At 40.1% G+C, this 18617-nt stretch carries 19 protein-coding genes; 7 read left to right on the top strand and 12 right to left on the bottom strand.

Going from position 1 to position 18617, the window contains the following annotated elements:
* Window positions 1–44: 44 nt before the first annotated feature.
* The 6 genes from HNP77_RS00685 to ilvC all read left to right on the top strand — a co-directional run bounded on the left by HNP77_RS00685 (window position 45) and on the right by ilvC (window position 8376).
* Window positions 45–1901 carry a phosphoenolpyruvate carboxykinase (GTP) gene (locus HNP77_RS00685; RefSeq protein WP_184651239.1) on the top strand — a complete coding sequence of 619 codons (1857 nt, stop codon included), beginning with the start codon at window positions 45–47 and terminating at the stop codon, window positions 1899–1901.
* Window positions 1902–1996: 95 nt separating this feature from the next.
* Window positions 1997–2548, top strand: a complete 552-nt coding sequence (locus HNP77_RS00680) for an NUDIX domain-containing protein (RefSeq protein WP_184651238.1) — start codon at window positions 1997–1999, stop codon at window positions 2546–2548.
* Between the two features lie 72 nt (window positions 2549–2620).
* Complete coding sequence (locus HNP77_RS00675; protein WP_184651237.1) at window positions 2621–3346, top strand: hypothetical protein; 726 nt, start codon at window positions 2621–2623, stop codon at window positions 3344–3346.
* Window positions 3347–3948: 602 nt separating this feature from the next.
* Window positions 3949–5799: a sensor domain-containing diguanylate cyclase gene (locus tag HNP77_RS00670; RefSeq protein WP_184651236.1), complete on the top strand. Its 1851-nt coding sequence runs from the start codon at window positions 3949–3951 to the stop codon at window positions 5797–5799.
* A gap of 10 nt (window positions 5800–5809) precedes the next feature.
* Window positions 5810–6748, top strand: a complete 939-nt coding sequence (locus HNP77_RS00665) for a sugar ABC transporter substrate-binding protein (RefSeq protein WP_184651235.1) — start codon at window positions 5810–5812, stop codon at window positions 6746–6748.
* Between the two features lie 149 nt (window positions 6749–6897).
* Window positions 6898–8376: a ketol-acid reductoisomerase gene (gene ilvC / locus HNP77_RS00660; RefSeq protein ID WP_184651234.1), complete on the top strand. Its 1479-nt coding sequence runs from the start codon at window positions 6898–6900 to the stop codon at window positions 8374–8376.
* 162 nt (window positions 8377–8538) lie between these two features.
* Here ilvC and HNP77_RS00655 read toward each other — a convergent pair whose 3' ends face one another.
* From HNP77_RS00655 to HNP77_RS00645, 3 genes are all read right to left on the bottom strand, one after another.
* Entirely contained in the window at window positions 8539–9345 is an 807-nt protein-coding gene (locus HNP77_RS00655; protein ID WP_184651233.1) for an alpha/beta hydrolase family protein, read from the bottom strand.
* Between the two features lie 121 nt (window positions 9346–9466).
* On the bottom strand, window positions 9467–9874 hold the full coding sequence (locus HNP77_RS00650; RefSeq protein WP_184651232.1) for a peptidase associated/transthyretin-like domain-containing protein: 408 nt from the start codon (window positions 9872–9874) through the stop codon (window positions 9467–9469).
* A 64-nt stretch (window positions 9875–9938) separates the two neighbouring features.
* Entirely contained in the window at window positions 9939–11039 is a 1101-nt protein-coding gene (locus tag HNP77_RS00645) for a TIGR04133 family radical SAM/SPASM protein (RefSeq protein ID WP_184651231.1), read from the bottom strand.
* A gap of 147 nt (window positions 11040–11186) precedes the next feature.
* Here HNP77_RS00645 and HNP77_RS00640 point away from each other — a divergent pair, with 147 nt between their 5' ends.
* Window positions 11187–11405: a hypothetical protein gene (locus tag HNP77_RS00640; protein ID WP_184651230.1), complete on the top strand. Its 219-nt coding sequence runs from the start codon at window positions 11187–11189 to the stop codon at window positions 11403–11405.
* Between the two features lie 19 nt (window positions 11406–11424).
* On the opposite strand, the gene HNP77_RS00635 is transcribed toward HNP77_RS00640, so the two are convergent.
* Genes HNP77_RS00635 through HNP77_RS00595 form a run of 9 tightly spaced genes read right to left on the bottom strand, consistent with a single transcriptional unit; the run spans window position 11425 to window position 18616 of the window.
* A complete protein-coding gene (locus HNP77_RS00635; RefSeq protein ID WP_184651229.1) occupies window positions 11425–12450 on the bottom strand; it encodes a threonine aldolase family protein in 1026 nt (341 codons plus the stop codon).
* 4 nt (window positions 12451–12454) lie between these two features.
* Window positions 12455–12886, bottom strand: coding sequence for a NanQ anomerase/TabA/YiaL family protein (locus HNP77_RS00630; protein WP_184651228.1), 432 nt, complete (start codon window positions 12884–12886; stop codon window positions 12455–12457).
* A gap of 51 nt (window positions 12887–12937) precedes the next feature.
* Window positions 12938–14197 (bottom strand): beta-ketoacyl-ACP synthase, encoded by a 1260-nt coding sequence (locus tag HNP77_RS00625; protein ID WP_184651227.1) that lies wholly within the window; start codon window positions 14195–14197, stop codon window positions 12938–12940.
* A complete protein-coding gene (gene fabG / locus HNP77_RS00620) occupies window positions 14194–14943 on the bottom strand; it encodes a 3-oxoacyl-ACP reductase FabG (protein WP_184651226.1) in 750 nt (249 codons plus the stop codon). Before fabG ends, HNP77_RS00625 begins: the two co-directional genes overlap by 4 nt.
* Window positions 14936–15436 carry an ApeP family dehydratase gene (locus HNP77_RS00615; protein WP_184651225.1) on the bottom strand — a complete coding sequence of 167 codons (501 nt, stop codon included), beginning with the start codon at window positions 15434–15436 and terminating at the stop codon, window positions 14936–14938. Before HNP77_RS00615 ends, fabG begins: the two co-directional genes overlap by 8 nt.
* A gap of 4 nt (window positions 15437–15440) precedes the next feature.
* On the bottom strand, window positions 15441–16667 hold the full coding sequence (locus HNP77_RS00610) for a beta-ketoacyl synthase N-terminal-like domain-containing protein (RefSeq protein ID WP_246428831.1): 1227 nt from the start codon (window positions 16665–16667) through the stop codon (window positions 15441–15443).
* Window positions 16639–17211 (bottom strand): DUF3261 domain-containing protein, encoded by a 573-nt coding sequence (locus tag HNP77_RS00605; protein WP_184651224.1) that lies wholly within the window; start codon window positions 17209–17211, stop codon window positions 16639–16641. Before HNP77_RS00605 ends, HNP77_RS00610 begins: the two co-directional genes overlap by 29 nt.
* A gap of 12 nt (window positions 17212–17223) precedes the next feature.
* The gene (locus tag HNP77_RS00600; RefSeq protein ID WP_184651223.1) at window positions 17224–17649 is read right to left on the bottom strand and encodes an acyl-CoA thioesterase; all 426 of its coding nucleotides are present in this window, start codon (window positions 17647–17649) and stop codon (window positions 17224–17226) included.
* Window positions 17636–18616, bottom strand: a complete 981-nt coding sequence (locus HNP77_RS00595) for a lysophospholipid acyltransferase family protein (RefSeq protein WP_184651222.1) — start codon at window positions 18614–18616, stop codon at window positions 17636–17638. Before HNP77_RS00595 ends, HNP77_RS00600 begins: the two co-directional genes overlap by 14 nt.
* Between the last annotated feature and the right edge of the window lies 1 nt (window position 18617).

Genomic DNA, 18617 nt, shown 5'->3' with positions numbered 1-18617 from the left:
AAGCACTGTTTCAATGGATTTCCAAATATCTATAGGAGCACATGATGGCTATTAAAACTATCGATGAAATCAAAAACCCAAAAATCAAGGCTTGGGTTGAAGAATGCGTAAAAATGTGTGAACCGGACAACGTTGTAATCTGCGACGGTTCAAACGAAGAGTATGACCGCTTGATGAAAAAGTGTGTTGATGCTGGTCTTGCTACACCTCTTGCAAAAAAAGCACACAGCTATCTTTTCCGCTCACTTCCTTCTGATGTTGCACGTGTTGAATCACGCACATTCATTTCATCTGTAAAAGAAGAAGATGCAGGTCCAACAAACCACTGGATCGATCCAAAAGAACTTAAGGCTACAATGAAAGGTCTCTACACAGGATGTATGCACGGCCGCACAATGTACCTTATTCCTTTCTGCATGGGACCACTCGGTTCACCAATCGCAAAATACGGTATTGAACTTACAGACTCTGAATACGTAGTTCTTAACATGGACATCATGACACGTGCCGGAGAAAAAGTATGGCAGTACCTCGGAGATGACTTCGTTCCATGTCTCCACTCAGTAGGTAAGCCACTTAACAACGGAGAAAAAGACAACGGTGTATGGCCTTGCGCTGACGTTGAACACAAATATATCTCTCAGTTCCCTGAAGAACACCTCATCTGGTCTTACGGATCAGGATACGGCGGAAACGCTCTTCTCGGAAAAAAATGTTTTGCACTCCGCATCGCTACAGTTATTGCACGTGATGAAGGCTGGCTCGCAGAACACATGCTTATCCTTAAGCTTACAAACCCACAGGGTGAAGTAAAATACGTAACAGGTGCTTTCCCGTCTGCTTGTGGAAAAACAAACCTTGCTATGCTTATTCCTACAATTCCAGGATGGAAGGTAGAAACAGTTGGTGACGATATCGCATGGATGAAGTTCGGAAAAGACGGACGCCTTTATGCAATCAACCCGGAAGCAGGATTCTTCGGTGTTGCACCGGGAACATCTGCTGAATCAAACAAGAACGCTCTTGTTTCTGCAGAAAAGAACACAATCTTCACAAACTGTGCTCTTACAGAAGACGGAGATGTCTGGTGGGAAGGTATCGGATATCCTGCAAAGGGCAAGCTTGTTGACTGGAAGGGACAGACTCGTGATGCACTTCCAAAGGACAAGTCTCCTAAGGGTGAAGAATTTGCTCATCCAAATGCACGCTTTACAGCACCTGCTAAGCAGTGTCCATGTATCGCATCTGACTGGGAAAGCCCTGAAGGTGTACCTATTTCTGCAATCCTCTTTGGTGGACGCCGCCCTTCAACTGTACCTCTCGTACATCAGGCACGCAACTGGAACCATGGTGTATTCCTCGGATCTATCGTAGGTTCAGAAATCACAGCTGCTTCTACAATCAATGCTGCAGAAGTTGGTAAAATCCGCCGTGACCCGTTTGCAATCCTCCCATTCTGTGGATACAACATGGGTGACTACTTTGCACACTGGATTGAAGTAGGTGCAAAAGCTGATCAGGACAAACTTCCAAAGATCTTCTACGTTAACTGGTTCCGCAAGGACGAAAACAACAAGGATCTCCCTGGTGGATTCATGTGGCCTGGATACGGTGACAACAGCCGCGTTCTTGCATGGATCTTCGACCGCTGTGACGGAAAAGACAATGCAGTTGAAACACCTATCGGATTTATGCCAAAAGAAGGTGCCCTCAACACTGACGGTCTTGCTGACTGCTACAAGAAGACACTTCCAGAAATCCTCAAGGTTGATGTTGACGGATGGCTCAAGGAAGTTAAAGACATTCGTGAGAACCATTATCCTAAGTTTGGAAAACACCTTCCAAAAGAACTTACAGCATGTCTTGATGACCTCGAAAAGAGACTTCAGGCTGCAAAATAATTTTGCATGAGTTTTCGTAAATAACGGAAACTCACAAACGGGCTTCCTGTACATAGGGAAGCCCGTTTTTTTTACCATCACTATAGAAGGAAACCATGCAGAACACTAACGAACCGCCTATAAAACAGCTTACCCACGAATTAAAATACGAAAACAAGTGGATGAAAGTCTACGAAGACAAAATCCTGCGTTCCAGCGGAAAGGAAGGACTTTACGGAGTTGTAGAAAAAGGTGAGTTTGCCCTTATAGTGCCTTTTGACGGTAAATATCTTTATCTTGTAGAACAGTACCGCTACCCTCTTAAAGTAAAAACACTGGAATTTCCTCAGGGAATGCTGGAAAAATCAGACACCGGCCTTACGGAAGGCGCCCGCCGGGAACTAAAAGAAGAAACAGGGCTTTCAGCAGGATTCATTCAGGAAGCAGGCACTTTTTTTACGGCAGTAGGCTTTTCTGATCAGACCGGACATGTTTTTTATGCCACGGAACTCTCTCAAGGAAACCAGCACCTTGATGAAGAGGAAGAAGACCTTAAAATAAAAACTGTAACTCCCTCAGATTTTGAAACCTTAATAAAGGCAAACATGATAAAGGATTCCGGAACCCTTTCTGCCTATGCAATGCTCAAATCCAGGGGAATTTTATAGTAGAAGTCTCATAAAACAAAAATTTTACAAATTTTTAATCCAGCCTTAATTAAAAAATGATAAAATTCCCTCATGCGTAAGATTATTTTCATTCTTTTAACCGGCATACTGTTTTTTTCATGCTCAGATTCAGTAGAAAACTATGATGTTTCTTCGATATACGGTGAATACGACCTTTCTGACGGGCTCCTTGTATTAAACAGTTCAAGAAGCTATTTCCTTACGACAGAAACTTCTGCCGACGGAGAATCAGAAGAAGAAGTCGAACTTGACGTTACGGTAAATTTTTCTCAAACAACAGGAACGGCAGATGTAGTCATAAACAATTCAATTGTGGAAGTATCAGAACCTTCCTTCACCTGTACATACGGAACGATTGCTTCAACAGAAATAAACGGAAGCGGAACCCTTACTCCTTCAGAAGGTTCACAGACTGCAAGACACATAATCATTACTTCAGGCAGTTCAACGGTTAAAGACATCTATAAAACTACTTACACAGGCATATCTTTTACGACCGGCAGTAAAACCTATCAGGTATACATCAGAGATCCGAATGCCTCCGACACCTCTGACGAAAAAGATGAATCTGAGCCGATTGTCCTTAAAGGAAACACCGTCATGCTTTATTTTAAAAAGCCGGTTACTTCCAGCGACGGTTCTTCCTCAAACAGCCAGTCTTTCTACATAAAACACCCTTCCGGAACCAATTACGGCTGCTCAGATTCAGAAAATGACAGATGTATCTGGCCTGAAAATACACCTGTCTATGCCTTTAAATCAGAAACTGAAAACTAAACCTGATTACTTCCTAGTGTCATTGCCGTGCTCGACAGCCTGTCATTGCCGCACTTGATGCGGCAATCTCTTGTATTGTAATTAAATGGATTTTCGGGTCGAGCCCGAAAATGACACTTATAAAAAGTTGTTGACACCCTGTCATTGCCGTGCTCGACACCCTGTCATTGCCGCACTTGATGCGGCAATCTCTTGTATTGTAATTAACTAGATTTTCGGGTCGAGCCCGAAAATGACACTTATAAAAAGTTGTTGACACCCTGTCATTGCCGTGCTCGACAGCCTGTCATTGCCGCACTTGATGCGGCAATCTCTTGTATTGTAATTAACTAGATTTTCGGGTCGCGCCCGAAAATGACACTTATAAAAAGTTGTTGACACCCTGTCATTGCCGTGCTCGACACCCTGTCATTGCCGCACTTGATGCGGCAATCTCTTGTATTGTAATTAAATGGATTTTCGGGTCGCGCCCGAAAATGACACTTATAAAAAGTTGTTAACAGCCCGAAAATGACATTTTTTGAACTTATTGAACATCCACTTCTCTAATATAAAATATTGGTATATAATTTAAAAAATTAAAAAAGTTTAAGGGGGCTAAAATGCGTCAGTTAAAAATACAGCTTCCGGTTATCGCCTCAATTTTAATAACCTTAGGATGTATCATAGGCGTTGCCTTCTGGTTTGACTCAAATACTGAATCCCTGATTGAAAAATCCGTAAAACAATCTCTTGAACAGACATGCCGTGCACAGTCTGCCGGGTTTAAAACAAGGCTTGAAGACCAGCTTACGATGCTCCGTTCGATGGCAATGCATTTTGACTCAACGGACATGAATAATTTTGACCAGATTAAGTCTTCCATCTCCCAGTTTAAGAATACGGCAACTTTTTCTTCCCTCTACGTAGCTGATAAAAACGGCCGTGCCATTTCAACAGAAAATGAAGAAATAAATATTTATAACATGGATTTCTTTGACAAAACCTTCTCCAACCAGGAAATAATCACAAAACAGATTCTCCCGGGAACAAATTATACGGAAAGCCTCATTCTTTCTGTCCCGATCCGTAAAAAACGCCAGACCACAGGTATTCTTTTTGGAGTTTATTCAGGAGAAGGACTTAACACGTTTATAGAAGGATTCAACTACAACGAAAACGCGTCTTCAATCCTTATTTCTTCCGACGGAATGATTATCGCCCGTTCTAAAAATTCAAAACTGGTTACAAACCGGATAGTAAACTTCTTTGACCTGGGTACATCCTGGGGAATCAACGGAGATACGGATATAAATACTGTAAAATCAGCCTTGAACACATCAAAACCTCTTGTAATTCCCTATGAAACAGGTTCTCAGAAAAGAATGGCCATTCTTGCGCCGGTTGCAGTCAGCGGATGGTTTTACGCACTGATTACGCCTCAGACTGTAATAACGGACATGTCAACGACTATTTCTTCACAGATTATTGCCGTAGAAATCATATTGTCCCTAGCATTCATGATACTGATTTTTTCCATAATATATCTTGTTAAAAACAATAATGAAATGCTGAGGGCAAACGAAAAATTCCGCATTGCTACAAAGCAGACCCAGACTATTGTATTTGACTATGATTTCTTCAAGGAACGTCTCGAACTTTCCGGAGACACTGAATTTTTAAGCACAAAATACATAGACCGGCTTCAGGGTAAGCAGGTTATTGATCTGATTAACAATGTTCATCCAGATGATATTTCTTTTATTAAGGACATTCAGGACCTCAGGAACAATACAGAAACAGCTTTCAACCGTGAAGTAAGAATAAAATGCCGTGATGAAAACTACTACTGGTTCAAATTCATCGGAACAGTCGTACGAACGGAAAATGGAGCCGCCCACCGTTTTGTAGGAAACCTCGTCAATGTTGATGAAGTAATGAATAAAGAACAGCTCCTTAAGCAGAAGGCAGAAGAAGATCCGCTGACTGGTCTCCTCAATAAATCAACCTTCAGGGAACGCATAGAAAAAGTTCTCGGCAATTCCGGAGACAGTGAGCTTTATGCTTTCTACATAATTGATCTGGACAATTTCAAAAAAGTAAACGATACCATGGGACATACCGTAGGAGACAAAGTACTTCTTGATACTGCAAAAAAACTCTGCATGGTATTCAGCGACAAAGATTTCGTAGGAAGAGTCGGAGGCGATGAATTCGCAGCCTTCCTTAAGCTTCAGGCCGTTGATCATATTACCGGAGAAAAAATTCTTCAGTCAAAAGCAAAAGCCATCTGCACTAAACTGAATGAACTCTACTCTGATGGAAATATCAAGGTAAACGTCTCTTCAAGTATCGGTGTTGCCATATATCCTAAACACGGAACAAAATATTCAGACCTGTTCAAGCATGCAGACAAGGCTCTTTACGTTGCAAAGAACAACGGTAAAAATCAGTTCCATATTTATTCAAAATAAGGAGACGGTAATGAAAAGAATATTTCTGCTGCTTACCGTCTGCATTATCCAGACTCTTGCAGTTTCCTGTAAAAAACAGAATGCCCTCATAGCGTCCATATGCTTTGATTCGAATATTGAATGGTTTCAGGAAGGCATACAGGGAATGGAAGACGCATCTTCAGAAAACCATATAAAATTTATAAGTTATAACTCATATTATGATACCGGCATGGAATTCCAGCTTGCAGAAAAACTTGTAAAATCCCATATCAAGGCAGTCATAATAAGCCCGATTGATTACACAAAAAGCGTTCCTGCAATAGATTTTCTAAAAAAACACGGCGTAAAAGTCGTTACCTGGAACACCTTCGTAAATTACCCTGTAGACAGTGAAGTTATTGTCAATTCACAGAAACTGGGAGAGATTACCGGAACCTATCTGAAGGAATATGTAAACGAACACAAGCTTTCAGAAGTTAAGGCTGCATTCATAACAAATAATTCCTATACAATTGCAAAGGAACGCTGCAACGGATTTAAATCTGCAGTACAGTCTCTTGTTGATTCTAAAAAAATTATCGTAAAGGCAGAAATCAACAGTGAACTTACAGAAGAAACCAAACGAAACGTAAGAACACTTCTTAATGATCATCCGGACATTCAGCTCATATGGTGCTGGAACCAGACTACCCTTAGCGCCTGCTTACAAACTCTAAAAGAAATGGAGCGTACAGATATACTCATTTGCGGAACTGACCTTACAAAAAGTATTGCCCTTGAGATGCTGAGGCCAAATTCAAAAGTTCTTGCAGTTTCGGTACAGAATCCATATCTTATGGGTTATACTGCGCTGGAAAATGCCCTGAACACAATAAAAGGAAAAGACGTTGAACGCATTGTAGAAATTCCGGTAAATCTCTACACAAGTCAGGACCTCGACGCTCTGGAAGAATACATAGCAAGGTAAATAACTCATTATTGCATTTTATGCAACGTTGTATGAAAATGATTTCACTTTACGCAACGTTGCATTGCCTCTATAATACGTAACTGAAAAAACTGAGTCGTAAATACGGCATAGTAGTTACGCTAATAAAATACAAAGAGGTTTACAAAATGGGAAACAACTATTTTAATTCTATTCCATGGCGTGAAGCACGTCTTCAGCTGGGACACTGCCGCTCAATGGCAAAAGAAGAATTCGCTGACGGAGTAAAAGCTCTTCAGGGAAAGAAAATTGTAATCGTAGGATGCGGTGCCCAGGGTTTAAATCAGGGTATGTGTCTTCGTGACTCAGGTCTTGATGTTTCATATGCACTCCGCGATTCAGCAATTGCAGAAAAACGCCAGTCATGGAAAAACGCTACGGAAAACGGATTCAAAGTAGGAACATATGATGAACTCATTCCTACGGCTGACCTTGTAGGAAACCTTACTCCTGATAAGCAGCACACTCCTGTAATCACAGAAGTTATGAAGAGAATGAAGAAAGGCTCTGCCCTCTGGTACTCACACGGCTTCAACATGATTGAAGAAGGAATGCAGATTCGTCCGGACATCACTGTTGTAATGTGTGCTCCAAAAGGACCGGGAACAGAAGTTTATCATGAATTCCAGCGCGGATTCGGTGTACCTGACCTTATCGCCGTTCACCCTGCAAACGATCCTGAAGGAAAAGGCTGGGCTATTGCAAAAGCTCTTGCTGTAGGTATGGGCGGAAGCAAAGCAGGTGTTCTTGAATCATCATTTGTTGCAGAAGTTAAGTCAGACCTTATGGGTGAACAGACAATTCTCTGCGGTATGCTCCAGGCTGGAACAATCGTATGCTATGACAAGATGGTTGCAGAGGGAATTGCCCCTGAATATGCTACAAAACTTCTGATGCACGGATGGAACGTAATTTCTGAAGCTCTTAAATGGGGTGGAATCACTAACATGATGGACCGCCTTTCTAACCCTGCAAAAATCAAGGCTAACGAACTTTCTAAAGAAATCAAGACTCTCCTTACTCCACTTTATCAGAAGCACATGGACGACATCATTTCTGGAAAATTCTCTTCTACAATGATGGAAGACTGGAAAGCCGGAGACAAAGATCTTCTTACATGGCGTGAAGAAACAGGAAAGCTTCCGTTTGAATCAACAAAGGAATCAGACGAAGAAATCACTGAACAGGAATACTTTGACAAGGGTATTCTTATGGTTGCAATGGTTAAAGCAGGATGCGAACTTGCATTTGAAACAATGGTAGACGCAGGTATCAAACCTGAATCAGCTTACTATGAATCACTTCATGAAGTTCCTCTTATTGCAAACCTTATTGACCGCAAGCGCCTTTATGAAATGAACCGTGTTATTTCTGATACAGCAGAATACGGATGCTATCTTTTCAGCCGCGTAGCAGCTCCTATGATGGCAAAAGACCTTATGCCTAAACTTACAACTGAAGTAATCGGAAAGGGTCTCAGCGTAAAGAGCAACAGCGTTCCTAACACTCAGCTTGTAGAAGTAAATGCCGAAATCCGCAATCACCCGATTGAAGTAGTAGGCCGCAAGCTCCGTGCTTACATGACAGCAATGAAACCAGTATTGTAATATAAGCTTGCGAGTTTATGCAAAGCATAAACTCGTCCAACTTGGCGCAAGCCAAGTTGAAAGGACCGCAATGAAACCAGTATTGTAATATAAGGCTGCGAGTTTTACGCAAGTAAAACTCGACCACCTTGGCGCAAGCCAAGGTGATTTTTTTTATTTCAATTAATTTCCAAATACCGGAGCCTGATAGAACTTTCTTGTATCAAGATCAACCGTAAGCACAGCTTTTCCATTCTTTGTACCAGTTACATCGTAGGCACCCCATACGTCGGTTCTGGCATAACTTTTAACATGAGCATCTTCTGATGCAAACTTATATCCGCCTGATTCCCTGTTAAGACCTGCAATTGCCCAGATAGTATTATTAATAAGACTTCCGCTGGCATAAGGAATTACATCTGCAGTATCCCCCAGTCTTTTTACAGTACCTTCCCTTGAACCTGCAGACAGAAGCGGCGAACCGAAAGTAACAGTATAAAGAACATTATACTTTTGCTTTATTTCCTTATTTGCCGCAACCTGCTGTGCAATCATTCCTCCAAGACTGTGACCTGAAAGCATAAGATTTGAACCTTCCGGCACATTATTACAGATAGCGCTGACAACCCTTTTTAAATAAGGACTATTAAGATTAAAGCCAGAAAGAAGATCCGTAATAAGTCCCGTAGACTGATTCATTACAAATTCCGTTCCGGATAAAGCAACAAGATAAACTTTTTCTGATGAAGACGAAACTTTAAGTACTCCCTCCGTAATGCTTACAGGACCTTTTTCTCCATTGTTGTAGCCAAGACCGACAACATCATAAATTTCCGGAGCCATTGTGTAAGTTTCTGTATTAGCAGTATAAACAGAACGAAGGGAAAGTCCGCTTCCATAAGAATCCTCTTCCTCAACAACAGGACTGCAGGAAGCAAGCAGGGCAATAACACCCACAGCAGTTAAAAAAAATCCTACCAACCTTTTCATGTTTTAAATTCCTCCTTAAGAATTTCATAAAACATAATGAATTATACGGAAACCAGTTTTTAAAAATCGGTTTCCAATAAAGATATTTTAAGGCAGGAATTTAAATCGCGCAAGTTTTTTTTTATTCGTCGGAATCAAGAGTTACATCAAATTTGCAGATATCGTCAGTATCAAGATTTATTTCTTTTTCCAAAGTCTTCCACTTTCCGTTTTTTTCTCCGTCTACATCAGTAAACACAAGTTTTCCCTTAGAGCTGAAACTGTCATCAATATCAATATAATACTCACCATCCATGGAAGAATAGGAAGAAGCAACTGTTTCATTATCAGAAACAAAGTCTATTTTAATTCCACCGACAGGCTCATTTACTCCGTCCCCATCCGAATCTCCTGAGACCTTACCATAAACCGTATTGTAACTTTCCACTACTCCATAACATGAAGTCAGGGTACCGATTCCCAAAACAGCAAGTATCGAAGCGGATATTTTTTTCCATGTCCAGGTAATTTTATTTATATTGTTTTTCATAAAAACTCCAGATTTTATTCTTAAAGATTTCTTAATAAAATTTTAATACAATGAATAAAAAACTTCAAGTTATCTCAGCCAGCATCTGAAGGTTACAGTGTGCAGGTTCTTCAGACATTGAATTATATAGATGAAGACCGTTTCCAAGACAGTTCTTCCATTCTTTACATAAAGCACACCTGCCCTTCTTTGCCCAGTTTCTGTTCCGAAGATTTTTATATTCTTCATTCCATATCTGCATGAAAGGTCTGTGATAAATGTTACCCTGAATAAAATCTTTTCCCCGTACAGAAAGACACGCGCTTACATTTCCGTCGCACATAACGGAGCCGACATTTATTCCACCGCGACAGAAAAAATAATAATCCCTTACTTTAAGTTCATATTTTCCAAGAAAACCTTCACAGGCATAATTCAGCCTGATACCGTTTCCTTTTTTATCTTTATACTTTCTTGTTTCTTTTATAAACTCCATAAGCCGGACATATTCCCGGCCAGAAAGGGCAAGATTATTTTCTGCAGCACGACCTGACGGAAATATAGAAAATATCCGCCAGCGCTCAACCCCCAGTTCAATCAAAAAATTCCTGAGGGCTGGAAGTTCCTCAAGATTATTTTTATGAACACAGGTAATTACATCAAAAGCAAAATATCCCGGATTATCTTTCTGAAACTTTACGACCGTCTTTATTGCATTTACTGTTCTTTCAAAGGAACAGGGATTTTTTCTGAGAGCCGTATGCTGCTCTTTAAGTCCGTCAAGAGAAAAACTTATGGAAGTCATTCCGCTTTTTAATAGTGAAGCAAAGCGCTCCGGTGTAAAGGCAAGGGCATTAGTAACGATTCCCCAGTTGAATCCCCTCTTTACAATCTGTTTACCTGCCTCTTCAAGATCAGTGCGCAAAAGAGGTTCCCCTCCCGTAATGCAGACAGTCAGATGCCTTGAAGTGTTATTCTGCTTAATATCATCAAGCACCTGTACAAAATCCTCAAGCGGCATATCTTCTACATCAGAAGTTTTAAGGCAGTCACTTCCACAATGTTTACAGTTAAGGTTGCACCGTAACGTACACTCCCAGAATAAATAATTAAGCTCGTGTTTTTTTATAACTCTGTTTCTGTAACAACGAAAAATAAAACGTCTGAAATATTCTGTGACATACATATATAATTCCTGTAGCCCCACAAAAAGCGGGACTATAGTCAAATGACTCCGGTATGTGACCTTATTGTAATTTGATTTCTATATTTAAAATACCATGTTATAATATAAAGCACAAGAATTGCTTAGTATTTACAATGGAGGTGCAGCATGTTTTTTGATATGACCGATGGAGATCTTATAATGCCCATAAGTGATAAAACAGGCATGAACTCAAAAGGCAACTTTTTCATGAACATGGGAAACGATCTTTCTGTGAACACTGAAGACGGCAGCATTCACATGACTCCAGGCTGGAACGATTCAATTAATAATGATTTCAATTCCGGCTTTAACAGCAATTTTGGAATGAATCCTTTTGATAATTGAATTCCATTTGTAAGACAAATTATAACAGCTTTTCAAGTTCGCTTATTTTTTCTGATGTTGTCGCCCAGCTTGTTGCAAAACGTACAACCGTATGGGAATCATCATATTTTTCCCAGAAACTGAATTTTACATTTTCGGCAAGCTGCTTCAACTTCTTATTTTCCAGAATTACAAACTGCTGGTTAGTTGGAGAATCAATAAAGAATTTATATCCTTTCTGTATAAAAACAGATTTCAATTCTTCAGCGCGGTCAATTGCATTCTTTCCGAGTGTAAAATAAAGATTATCTGTAAACAGCGTATCAAACTGAATTGCATTAAGACGGCCTTTTGCAAGGAGTGCACCATGTTTTTTTATCAGATGCTCAAAATGTGCAGGCATATTATTTTTTGTAAAAACAACAGCTTCTCCGCATAACGCACCTACTTTAGTTCCACCAATATAAAAAACATCACACAGCCGTGCAATATCAGAAAGAGTAAGATCACATTCCCTGCTCATAAGACCATACCCCAGACGGGCTCCGTCCATATAAAGCGGAATCTTATACTTACGGCAAACTTCACTGAGGGCAGTAAGCTCTTTCTTTGAATAAAGAGTTCCATATTCAGTAGGATAAGAAATATAAGCCATTCCCGGAAAAACCATGTGCTCACAGTTTCCGTCAGAATAAAAATCACTTATGTATTTATCCAGTTCTGCAGCATCCATTTTTCCGTTATGAGACGGAAGTGTAAGAACCTTGCGGCCGGTATACTCTATTGCACCTGCTTCATGAACGCTGACATGTCCTGTAGAAGCAGCAGCTACACCTTCAAACTGACGGAGCATTGTATCAATTACAATCTGATTTGTTTGAGTTCCGCCTGTTATAAATGCAATCTGAGCATCCGGACAGGAACAGGCTTCTGCAATTTTAGTCTTTGCAGACTTTGTAAAACGGTCTGCACCATATCCGGACAGAGCTTCCATGTTGCTTTTTACAAGTGCATCAAGAATAAGGGGATGAGCACCTTCTATATAATCACTTTCAAATGACAGCATAATTTCATCCTGCAACAGGTACCTTTACGACAACCTTCTTTACCTGAGACTTTTCATTTACACATACGCATGGCATGTGAACATCCTGAGGGTAAAGAATTAAAAAATCTCCTGACTGAAGAAGATAGTCTGTGCATTCATCATTATGAACAAAGAACATTACATCTTTTGTTTCGTTGTATTCATCTTTTACAGTCATTTTATCAAGAGGTGCAACGGCAATAATTTCCTGACCGCTGAGTACCATCTGAATGTCTATAAATTTTTTATGAGCTTCATACTTTGCATCAATGCGGGCCTTAGTCGTATATTCCTGTACGCTCACATATGCACCGTTCTCAAGTTCATACTTTCCCGGTTCTGCTGACTGTGCTTTATTCACGATAAAATCATAAGCAGATGGACAAAGTTCCTTAATCCTGTTCAAATCCTTCATAATTATTTTCCTCCTTTTTATAAACCAGTTCTGCCCGAAGCAAAACTAAAATTATTCCGTACGCTTAAAGATAAGGCTTGTATTTACACCGCCAAAGGCAAAATTATTGCTCATAACATAATCAGTTTTTATCTGACGGCCTTCACCTTTTATATAATCAAGTTCTCCGCAGTTTCCGTCAACCTCAGAAAGATTCAGCGTCGGATGGAACCAGCCTTCATTCATCATATTTATGGTAATCCAGGCTTCTACACATCCGCAGGCTCCCAGGGTATGACCTATATAACTTTTTGTGGAACTTATAGGAACTGCCCGGTTAAACACGCTGAACGTAGCCTTAGTTTCTGCAATATCTCCCGCAGCTGTTGAGGTTCCGTGAGCATTTACATAGCCGATATCATCAGAAGAAATTCCTGCATCTTTTATAGCCAGTCTGAGAGCTTCAGCCATTGTTTCTGCATTTGGATTTGTGATATGAGTTCCGTCACAGTTTGTTCCGAATCCGGCAACTTCCGCATAAATCTTTGCACCGCGTTTAACTGCATGTTCCATATCTTCAAGAATAAGGGAACCGGCTCCTTCTCCGATTACAAGTCCGTCGCGTTTTACATCAAAAGGTTTCGGTTCTTCCTGAGGGTGTTCATTATCATATGCCGTCGCACCCATTGCATCAAAAGCTGCTGCATCAGGAGGAATAAGCTCTTCTGCTCCGCCGGCAACCATAATGTCCTGAATGCCGTTTGCAATTGCTTCGTAAGCATATCCTATGGACTGACTGCCTGAAGTACATGCAGTATTTGTAGTAATGATTCTTCCCCTGAGGGCATAATACACGCTTAAGTTGGCCGCACATGTCTGAGGCATGCACTTTATGTAAGTCTGAGAATTAATTTTAGAAACATCGTTTCCGGTAATCATGCTGAACATATCAAGAATGGAATCCATGCTGCCCATACAGCTTCCGTATGCAATTCCCGTTCTTCCATTATGAAGTTCTTCAACAAGTTCACCGTCTTCTTTTTTTAATCCGGCACATTCAAATGCTCTTTCAGTAGCAAGAAGAGAAAGAAGAGCAACACGTCCCATACCGCGGATTTTTTTTCTTGGAAAAGAAGGAAGTTCCTTTGTATAAGGACAGGCAAGACGTGTATTCATTCCTTCATAAACATCCCAGTCCTTCATATAAATGATTTTATTTTTTAATGCCTTAAGGTTTTCAAAAACTTCAGTCCAGTCATCACCTAATGCTGAAAGCATTCCGCCACCAGTAACAACAACACGACGTTTTCCATCAGGGCGAGTAAATGTCATGCAATGCCTCCGTTTACATTAATAACCTGTCTGGTTATATAAGCGGCACCTTCACTTAACAGAAATACAACAGCAGCAGCAACTTCTTCCGGCTTTCCGACGCGCTTCATAGGAATTCCCGGGAGAATCATGTCCAGCGGAGAATCTTTTATCATGTCTGTATCTATAAGTCCTGGAGCAACAGCATTAACTGTAATGTTACGGCTTGCAAGTTCTACCGCAAGAGCTTTTGTTGCACCGATAATTCCTGCCTTACTTGCAGAATAGTTTGTCTGTCCCCTGTTACCGATTACACCGCTTACAGAAGAAATAGTTATGATGCGGCCCTTCTTTTTACGGCACATTGGCATGGCAAGAGGCTGAACGACATTAAAGAAACTGTCCAGATTTGTATGAACTACACTGTCCCATTCTTCACCGCTTAAGCCTACAAAAGTCTGGTCTTTATTTACGCCGGCATTGCTTACAACGCCCCAGAGTGCACCATGTTTTTCACAAAGTTCATCCAGTTTAACCTTACAGTCCTCACGGTTTGTAATATCAAACTGAATCAATTCTCCGCAACCGCCGTTTTCGCAAATAATGCGCAGGGTTTCTTCTGCCTTTTCTTTTCCACGATTATAATGGCAGATAACATAATAACCGGCCTTTGCACATTCAACGGCAATAGCTCTTCCGATTCCGCCGGAAGCGCCTGTAACAATAATTTTTTTCTGTTCGCAGTTTTCTATTTTATTATCACACATTGTTTTCCAATACTCCTCTGATATCATCAACTTCCATTACAGAAATATTTGTCTGAATTTTCAAATCAGTTTTGTCTCTATCAAGATAAAGCCTGCAGAAATATTTATATACGTTTCCAACACAGCAGTCTTCACTGACAGTCATATAAAGTACTTCACCCTTTTTAAAAACAGACTGTGCTGCTGAAAAATCCGTAACGCTTAAAACAACTCCGGATTTAGGTGGAGTCATATCATGACGCAGAATACGCTTTATTGATGCAAGGGCAGAAATTCCCTGAGCCATAATTTCAAATGAAGCCCATCCCGGTATTCCACCTGCAGCCACGTCATAAAAAATACAGTCTTCCTTTACGTCAAATTCAGTACAGATAATATTAGCCTCAGGATCATAAGAAGTTATCCTGTCCTGCAGAAACATTTTTCCTTTATGAGGAAGAAGTTTTTCTATCATGCTTCTGTCCATCTGCTGAGGTAAAGCATCATCAGTCATTCTTTTATTCCCTTCCTATTATCAAAGTAACATTAGATCCGCCGAATGCAAATGAATTCGACATGCAGAATTTAATTTCATCATCAAAGACATACTCTTTTCCTGCAGTTACAAAATTTAATTCAGGAATATCTTCATCCCTTTCTCCATCCCAGACCTGACAGGGCAAGATGCAGTTTTTCTTACCGGAATTATTTTTAAGCGTCATATAACAGGCTGCAAGTTCAAGAGAACCGGCTGCACCCAAAGTATGTCCCGTTATGGATTTTGTCGAACTGCACAAAACTTTTCTGCCGTTAAAAACTTTATCTACAGCCTTTCCTTCCATTGAATCATTGAATTTAGTTCCAGTACCGTGAAGATTTACATAACCAATATCTTTTTCTTCAAGTCCTGCATTTTCCAGAGCAGCCTTCATACTTATAAAGGCGCCTTCTCCAGAAGGATCCGGACTTGTCATGTGGTAAGCATCTGCACTTTCGCCATATCCGGCAAGATATATTCCCATTCCGTCTTCAAAAATATTATCACGGCTCATGACAAAAAAAGCAGCTCCATCACCAAGAGTAATACCGCTCCGGTTTTTACTGAAAGGATTCGTTCTTTCAGAAGATACGGCTTCAAGAGAATCAAAACCTAAAAGCACAGTATCAGAAGCGATATCAACACCGCCGCAGATTACTGCATCACAGATTCCGCTTTTTATAAGCTGGGCAGCTTTAACGGCAGCACCGGCACTGGAAGAACATGCAGTAGAAAATGCAAGACAGGGACCTTCTGCTCCAAACTTTTCTTTTACATAGGTTGCAACATAATCAGCCCCCTGCATTTCAAGGCTGTAATCTTCCGGAAATTTTCCATCCTTAAAAAAAACTCTGTGGGCAGCAACGGAAAACTCACTTCCATTATCACAGGAACCTACGCACACACCCGTCCGCTCAGTTCCATAACGCTCCATTGCTTTTTTTACAGAACCGCGTAACTGTTCCAGTGCAGCATCTTCAATACGCATAATTTTCATATTAAAGCGTGAAGCCTTTTCAGGAAGAAAAGATTCTTCAATTCTTGCAGCATAGAATTTTTTACCGGTACAGGTTTCCGTTTCTTTTATTCCGTCCCGATTACCAGAAACAATTCTCTTCCAGAATTCGTCAGCATCATTTCCTGCAGAACAGATAAGGGCAGGAGCAGAAAGATATACTTTATTCATCATCTGCTCCAGTAAGCTCATAGGAATATCCCCGGAGATAATTTTTTATGGAAATATTTTTTTCAAAAATCCTGATTTCTTCGATGAGCTCTTTTTTACTGAAAACTTTTCTAACCTCTGTTCCGTCAGATAAAACTTCCTTAGTAAAATCAAGTTTATACTGCTTATAGTGATTCTTTAATTCTTCCGCATCATAATACGCATTCTGAATATCAAGAAGAATATATTCACTTTTGAAATTATCAGGGAGGATTGAAGATTCAATTCCCGCAGCTTCTCCGTCGTAATAAATCATTCCCATCTGAACACCAAAATCATTCAGCATGAGAATATTCATTCCTTCATTATCGGAAGTTAAATAACAGGTTACTGCAAAAGACTGCTCCCCGAAAGAACCGCTGAAATACTCATAACACTCTACGCTGCCGTTCATTGAAGACGGCGCAAGTAAAGGAACTTTTTTTGTGTTTGTAACATAAACCTTATTCAGTTTAGATGAAGTACAGGAATTAAAACCTGCAATTACAAAACATAACGACAGACAAAAAACAATCTTTCTAATCATAGGCATATAATTCTACAGAAGCTTCCTTACTCTTTCAATAAAAACATCAGGACAGACAAATTTTGTTTCTCCTGTTGCAACTTCTACAACCATCTGTGTACTTTCACAGCGGGTTGTTAATTCACCGGTCTTATCATTATAGATTTCATATTTAATCTTAAGGCAGTTTTCGTATTCAAGAAGAATTGCCTTTACCCTGGCCCTGTCACCAAAACGGAGGGAACGGACATACTTCAACTTTATATCCACAACAGGAAAAGAATAGCCTGTTTCGTCCATATCAAGATATGTATATCCTATTTTATTCAAAAGGGCACAGCGGGCTTTTTCCATATATTTTACATATTTTCCGTGATAAACAATTTTCATGGAATCAACATCGTAAAACTCAACATTAAAGACAACTTCTTCTTCAATCTGCTTTTCAGTCTTCTTCATCTGATTTTCTCCAAAAGTCAAAAAAATTATACCATTGATAAGGATGACGGCAGCTGTATTTTTCAAGTTCACATTTAAACTCAGAACAGAGTTTTTCAATGCGCAGCTTTTTTTCTTTACGGCTGCAGTTAAAATCCACAGTTGATTTTTTTACATACATATCATACCGGGATTTTAAGGTTATGTCCTTTACCCTGAGGGCAAAAACAAAATACACAGGAACTTCCAGAATAGATGCAAGAAAAAAACTCCCGAATGGAAACTCAGCTTCTTTTCCTAAAAACGAAAGCCTGATATTACGCTGAGGACTGTTTGCAGAAGTCCGGTCACCTGCAATAACCACAAGCCCGCCATCTTCAAGTCTTTTCTGCAACACCTCTACAGTATCAACGCCAATTGAATCCGAACTGACCACATCCATATAAGTCTTTGAATTCAATTCACTCATTGCCTGATTAAAACTGGAAGTCACCTTCATGTCCATAATTGCCGTAACACCAACCATCTTGCCCACACCGGTCTGACCTTCCATTGCAAGACTCCGGAATAATTCCATGTTTCCAAGATGAGAACCTATGAGCATGGCGCCTTTACCCTGAGCCAGAGACTGTTTCAGTTCTGCAACATCATCCTCATGAAACACAACGTGACTGAGATCAGACTTACCGCACCAGCCTTCTATTTTTTCAATAAGACATATTGCAAAAGAAAGAATCTGTCTGTAAGTATTAACTTTTTTTACAGGACAGGGAATATTATTCTTTTTACAAAAATCAATTACTGCAAGCTGAAACTTCTTTGCATCCCGACGGGCACCGGAAGAAAAAATAAAATAAAAAAATCCAACAATAAATGCTATTAATGCAAGCAGCCAGTGAGGAAAAATTTTTACAAGCATTATTGTAAATTTTACAGGCCGTACGGAAGAAGCCTTTTCTTTTTTTTGAGACCAGTGTTCTTCCTGCATT

This window comes from Treponema rectale (genome assembly GCF_014202035.1).
GTDB classification, from domain to species: domain Bacteria; phylum Spirochaetota; class Spirochaetia; order Treponematales; family Treponemataceae; genus Treponema_D; species Treponema_D rectale.
This window is presented reverse-complemented; position numbering and strand designations above follow the sequence as displayed.

Excerpts from the sequence above, each read along its gene's own strand:
- HNP77_RS00685 (WP_184651239.1), top strand. The coding sequence starts at position 45 with ATGGCTATTAAAACTATCGATGAAATCAAAAACCCAAAAATCAAGGCT.
- HNP77_RS00625 (WP_184651227.1), bottom strand. The coding sequence starts at position 14,197 with ATGACATTTACTCGCCCTGATGGAAAACGTCGTGTTGTTGTTACTGGT.
- fabG (WP_184651226.1), bottom strand. The coding sequence starts at position 14,943 with ATGTGTGATAATAAAATAGAAAACTGCGAACAGAAAAAAATTATTGTT.
- HNP77_RS00645 (WP_184651231.1), bottom strand. The coding sequence starts at position 11,039 with ATGTATGTCACAGAATATTTCAGACGTTTTATTTTTCGTTGTTACAGA.
- HNP77_RS00680 (WP_184651238.1), top strand. The coding sequence starts at position 1,997 with ATGCAGAACACTAACGAACCGCCTATAAAACAGCTTACCCACGAATTA.
- HNP77_RS00650 (WP_184651232.1), bottom strand. The coding sequence starts at position 9,874 with ATGAAAAACAATATAAATAAAATTACCTGGACATGGAAAAAAATATCC.
- HNP77_RS00615 (WP_184651225.1), bottom strand. The coding sequence starts at position 15,436 with ATGACTGATGATGCTTTACCTCAGCAGATGGACAGAAGCATGATAGAA.
- HNP77_RS00630 (WP_184651228.1), bottom strand. The coding sequence starts at position 12,886 with ATGAAGGATTTGAACAGGATTAAGGAACTTTGTCCATCTGCTTATGAT.
- HNP77_RS00670 (WP_184651236.1), top strand. The coding sequence starts at position 3,949 with ATGCGTCAGTTAAAAATACAGCTTCCGGTTATCGCCTCAATTTTAATA.
- HNP77_RS00605 (WP_184651224.1), bottom strand. The coding sequence starts at position 17,211 with ATGATTAGAAAGATTGTTTTTTGTCTGTCGTTATGTTTTGTAATTGCA.
- HNP77_RS00610 (WP_246428831.1), bottom strand. The coding sequence starts at position 16,667 with ATGAGCTTACTGGAGCAGATGATGAATAAAGTATATCTTTCTGCTCCT.
- HNP77_RS00595 (WP_184651222.1), bottom strand. The coding sequence starts at position 18,616 with ATGCAGGAAGAACACTGGTCTCAAAAAAAAGAAAAGGCTTCTTCCGTA.
- HNP77_RS00635 (WP_184651229.1), bottom strand. The coding sequence starts at position 12,450 with ATGCTGTCATTTGAAAGTGATTATATAGAAGGTGCTCATCCCCTTATT.
- ilvC (WP_184651234.1), top strand. The coding sequence starts at position 6,898 with ATGGGAAACAACTATTTTAATTCTATTCCATGGCGTGAAGCACGTCTT.
- HNP77_RS00640 (WP_184651230.1), top strand. The coding sequence starts at position 11,187 with ATGTTTTTTGATATGACCGATGGAGATCTTATAATGCCCATAAGTGAT.
- HNP77_RS00655 (WP_184651233.1), bottom strand. The coding sequence starts at position 9,345 with ATGAAAAGGTTGGTAGGATTTTTTTTAACTGCTGTGGGTGTTATTGCC.
- HNP77_RS00600 (WP_184651223.1), bottom strand. The coding sequence starts at position 17,649 with ATGAAGAAGACTGAAAAGCAGATTGAAGAAGAAGTTGTCTTTAATGTT.
- HNP77_RS00665 (WP_184651235.1), top strand. The coding sequence starts at position 5,810 with ATGAAAAGAATATTTCTGCTGCTTACCGTCTGCATTATCCAGACTCTT.
- HNP77_RS00675 (WP_184651237.1), top strand. The coding sequence starts at position 2,621 with ATGCGTAAGATTATTTTCATTCTTTTAACCGGCATACTGTTTTTTTCA.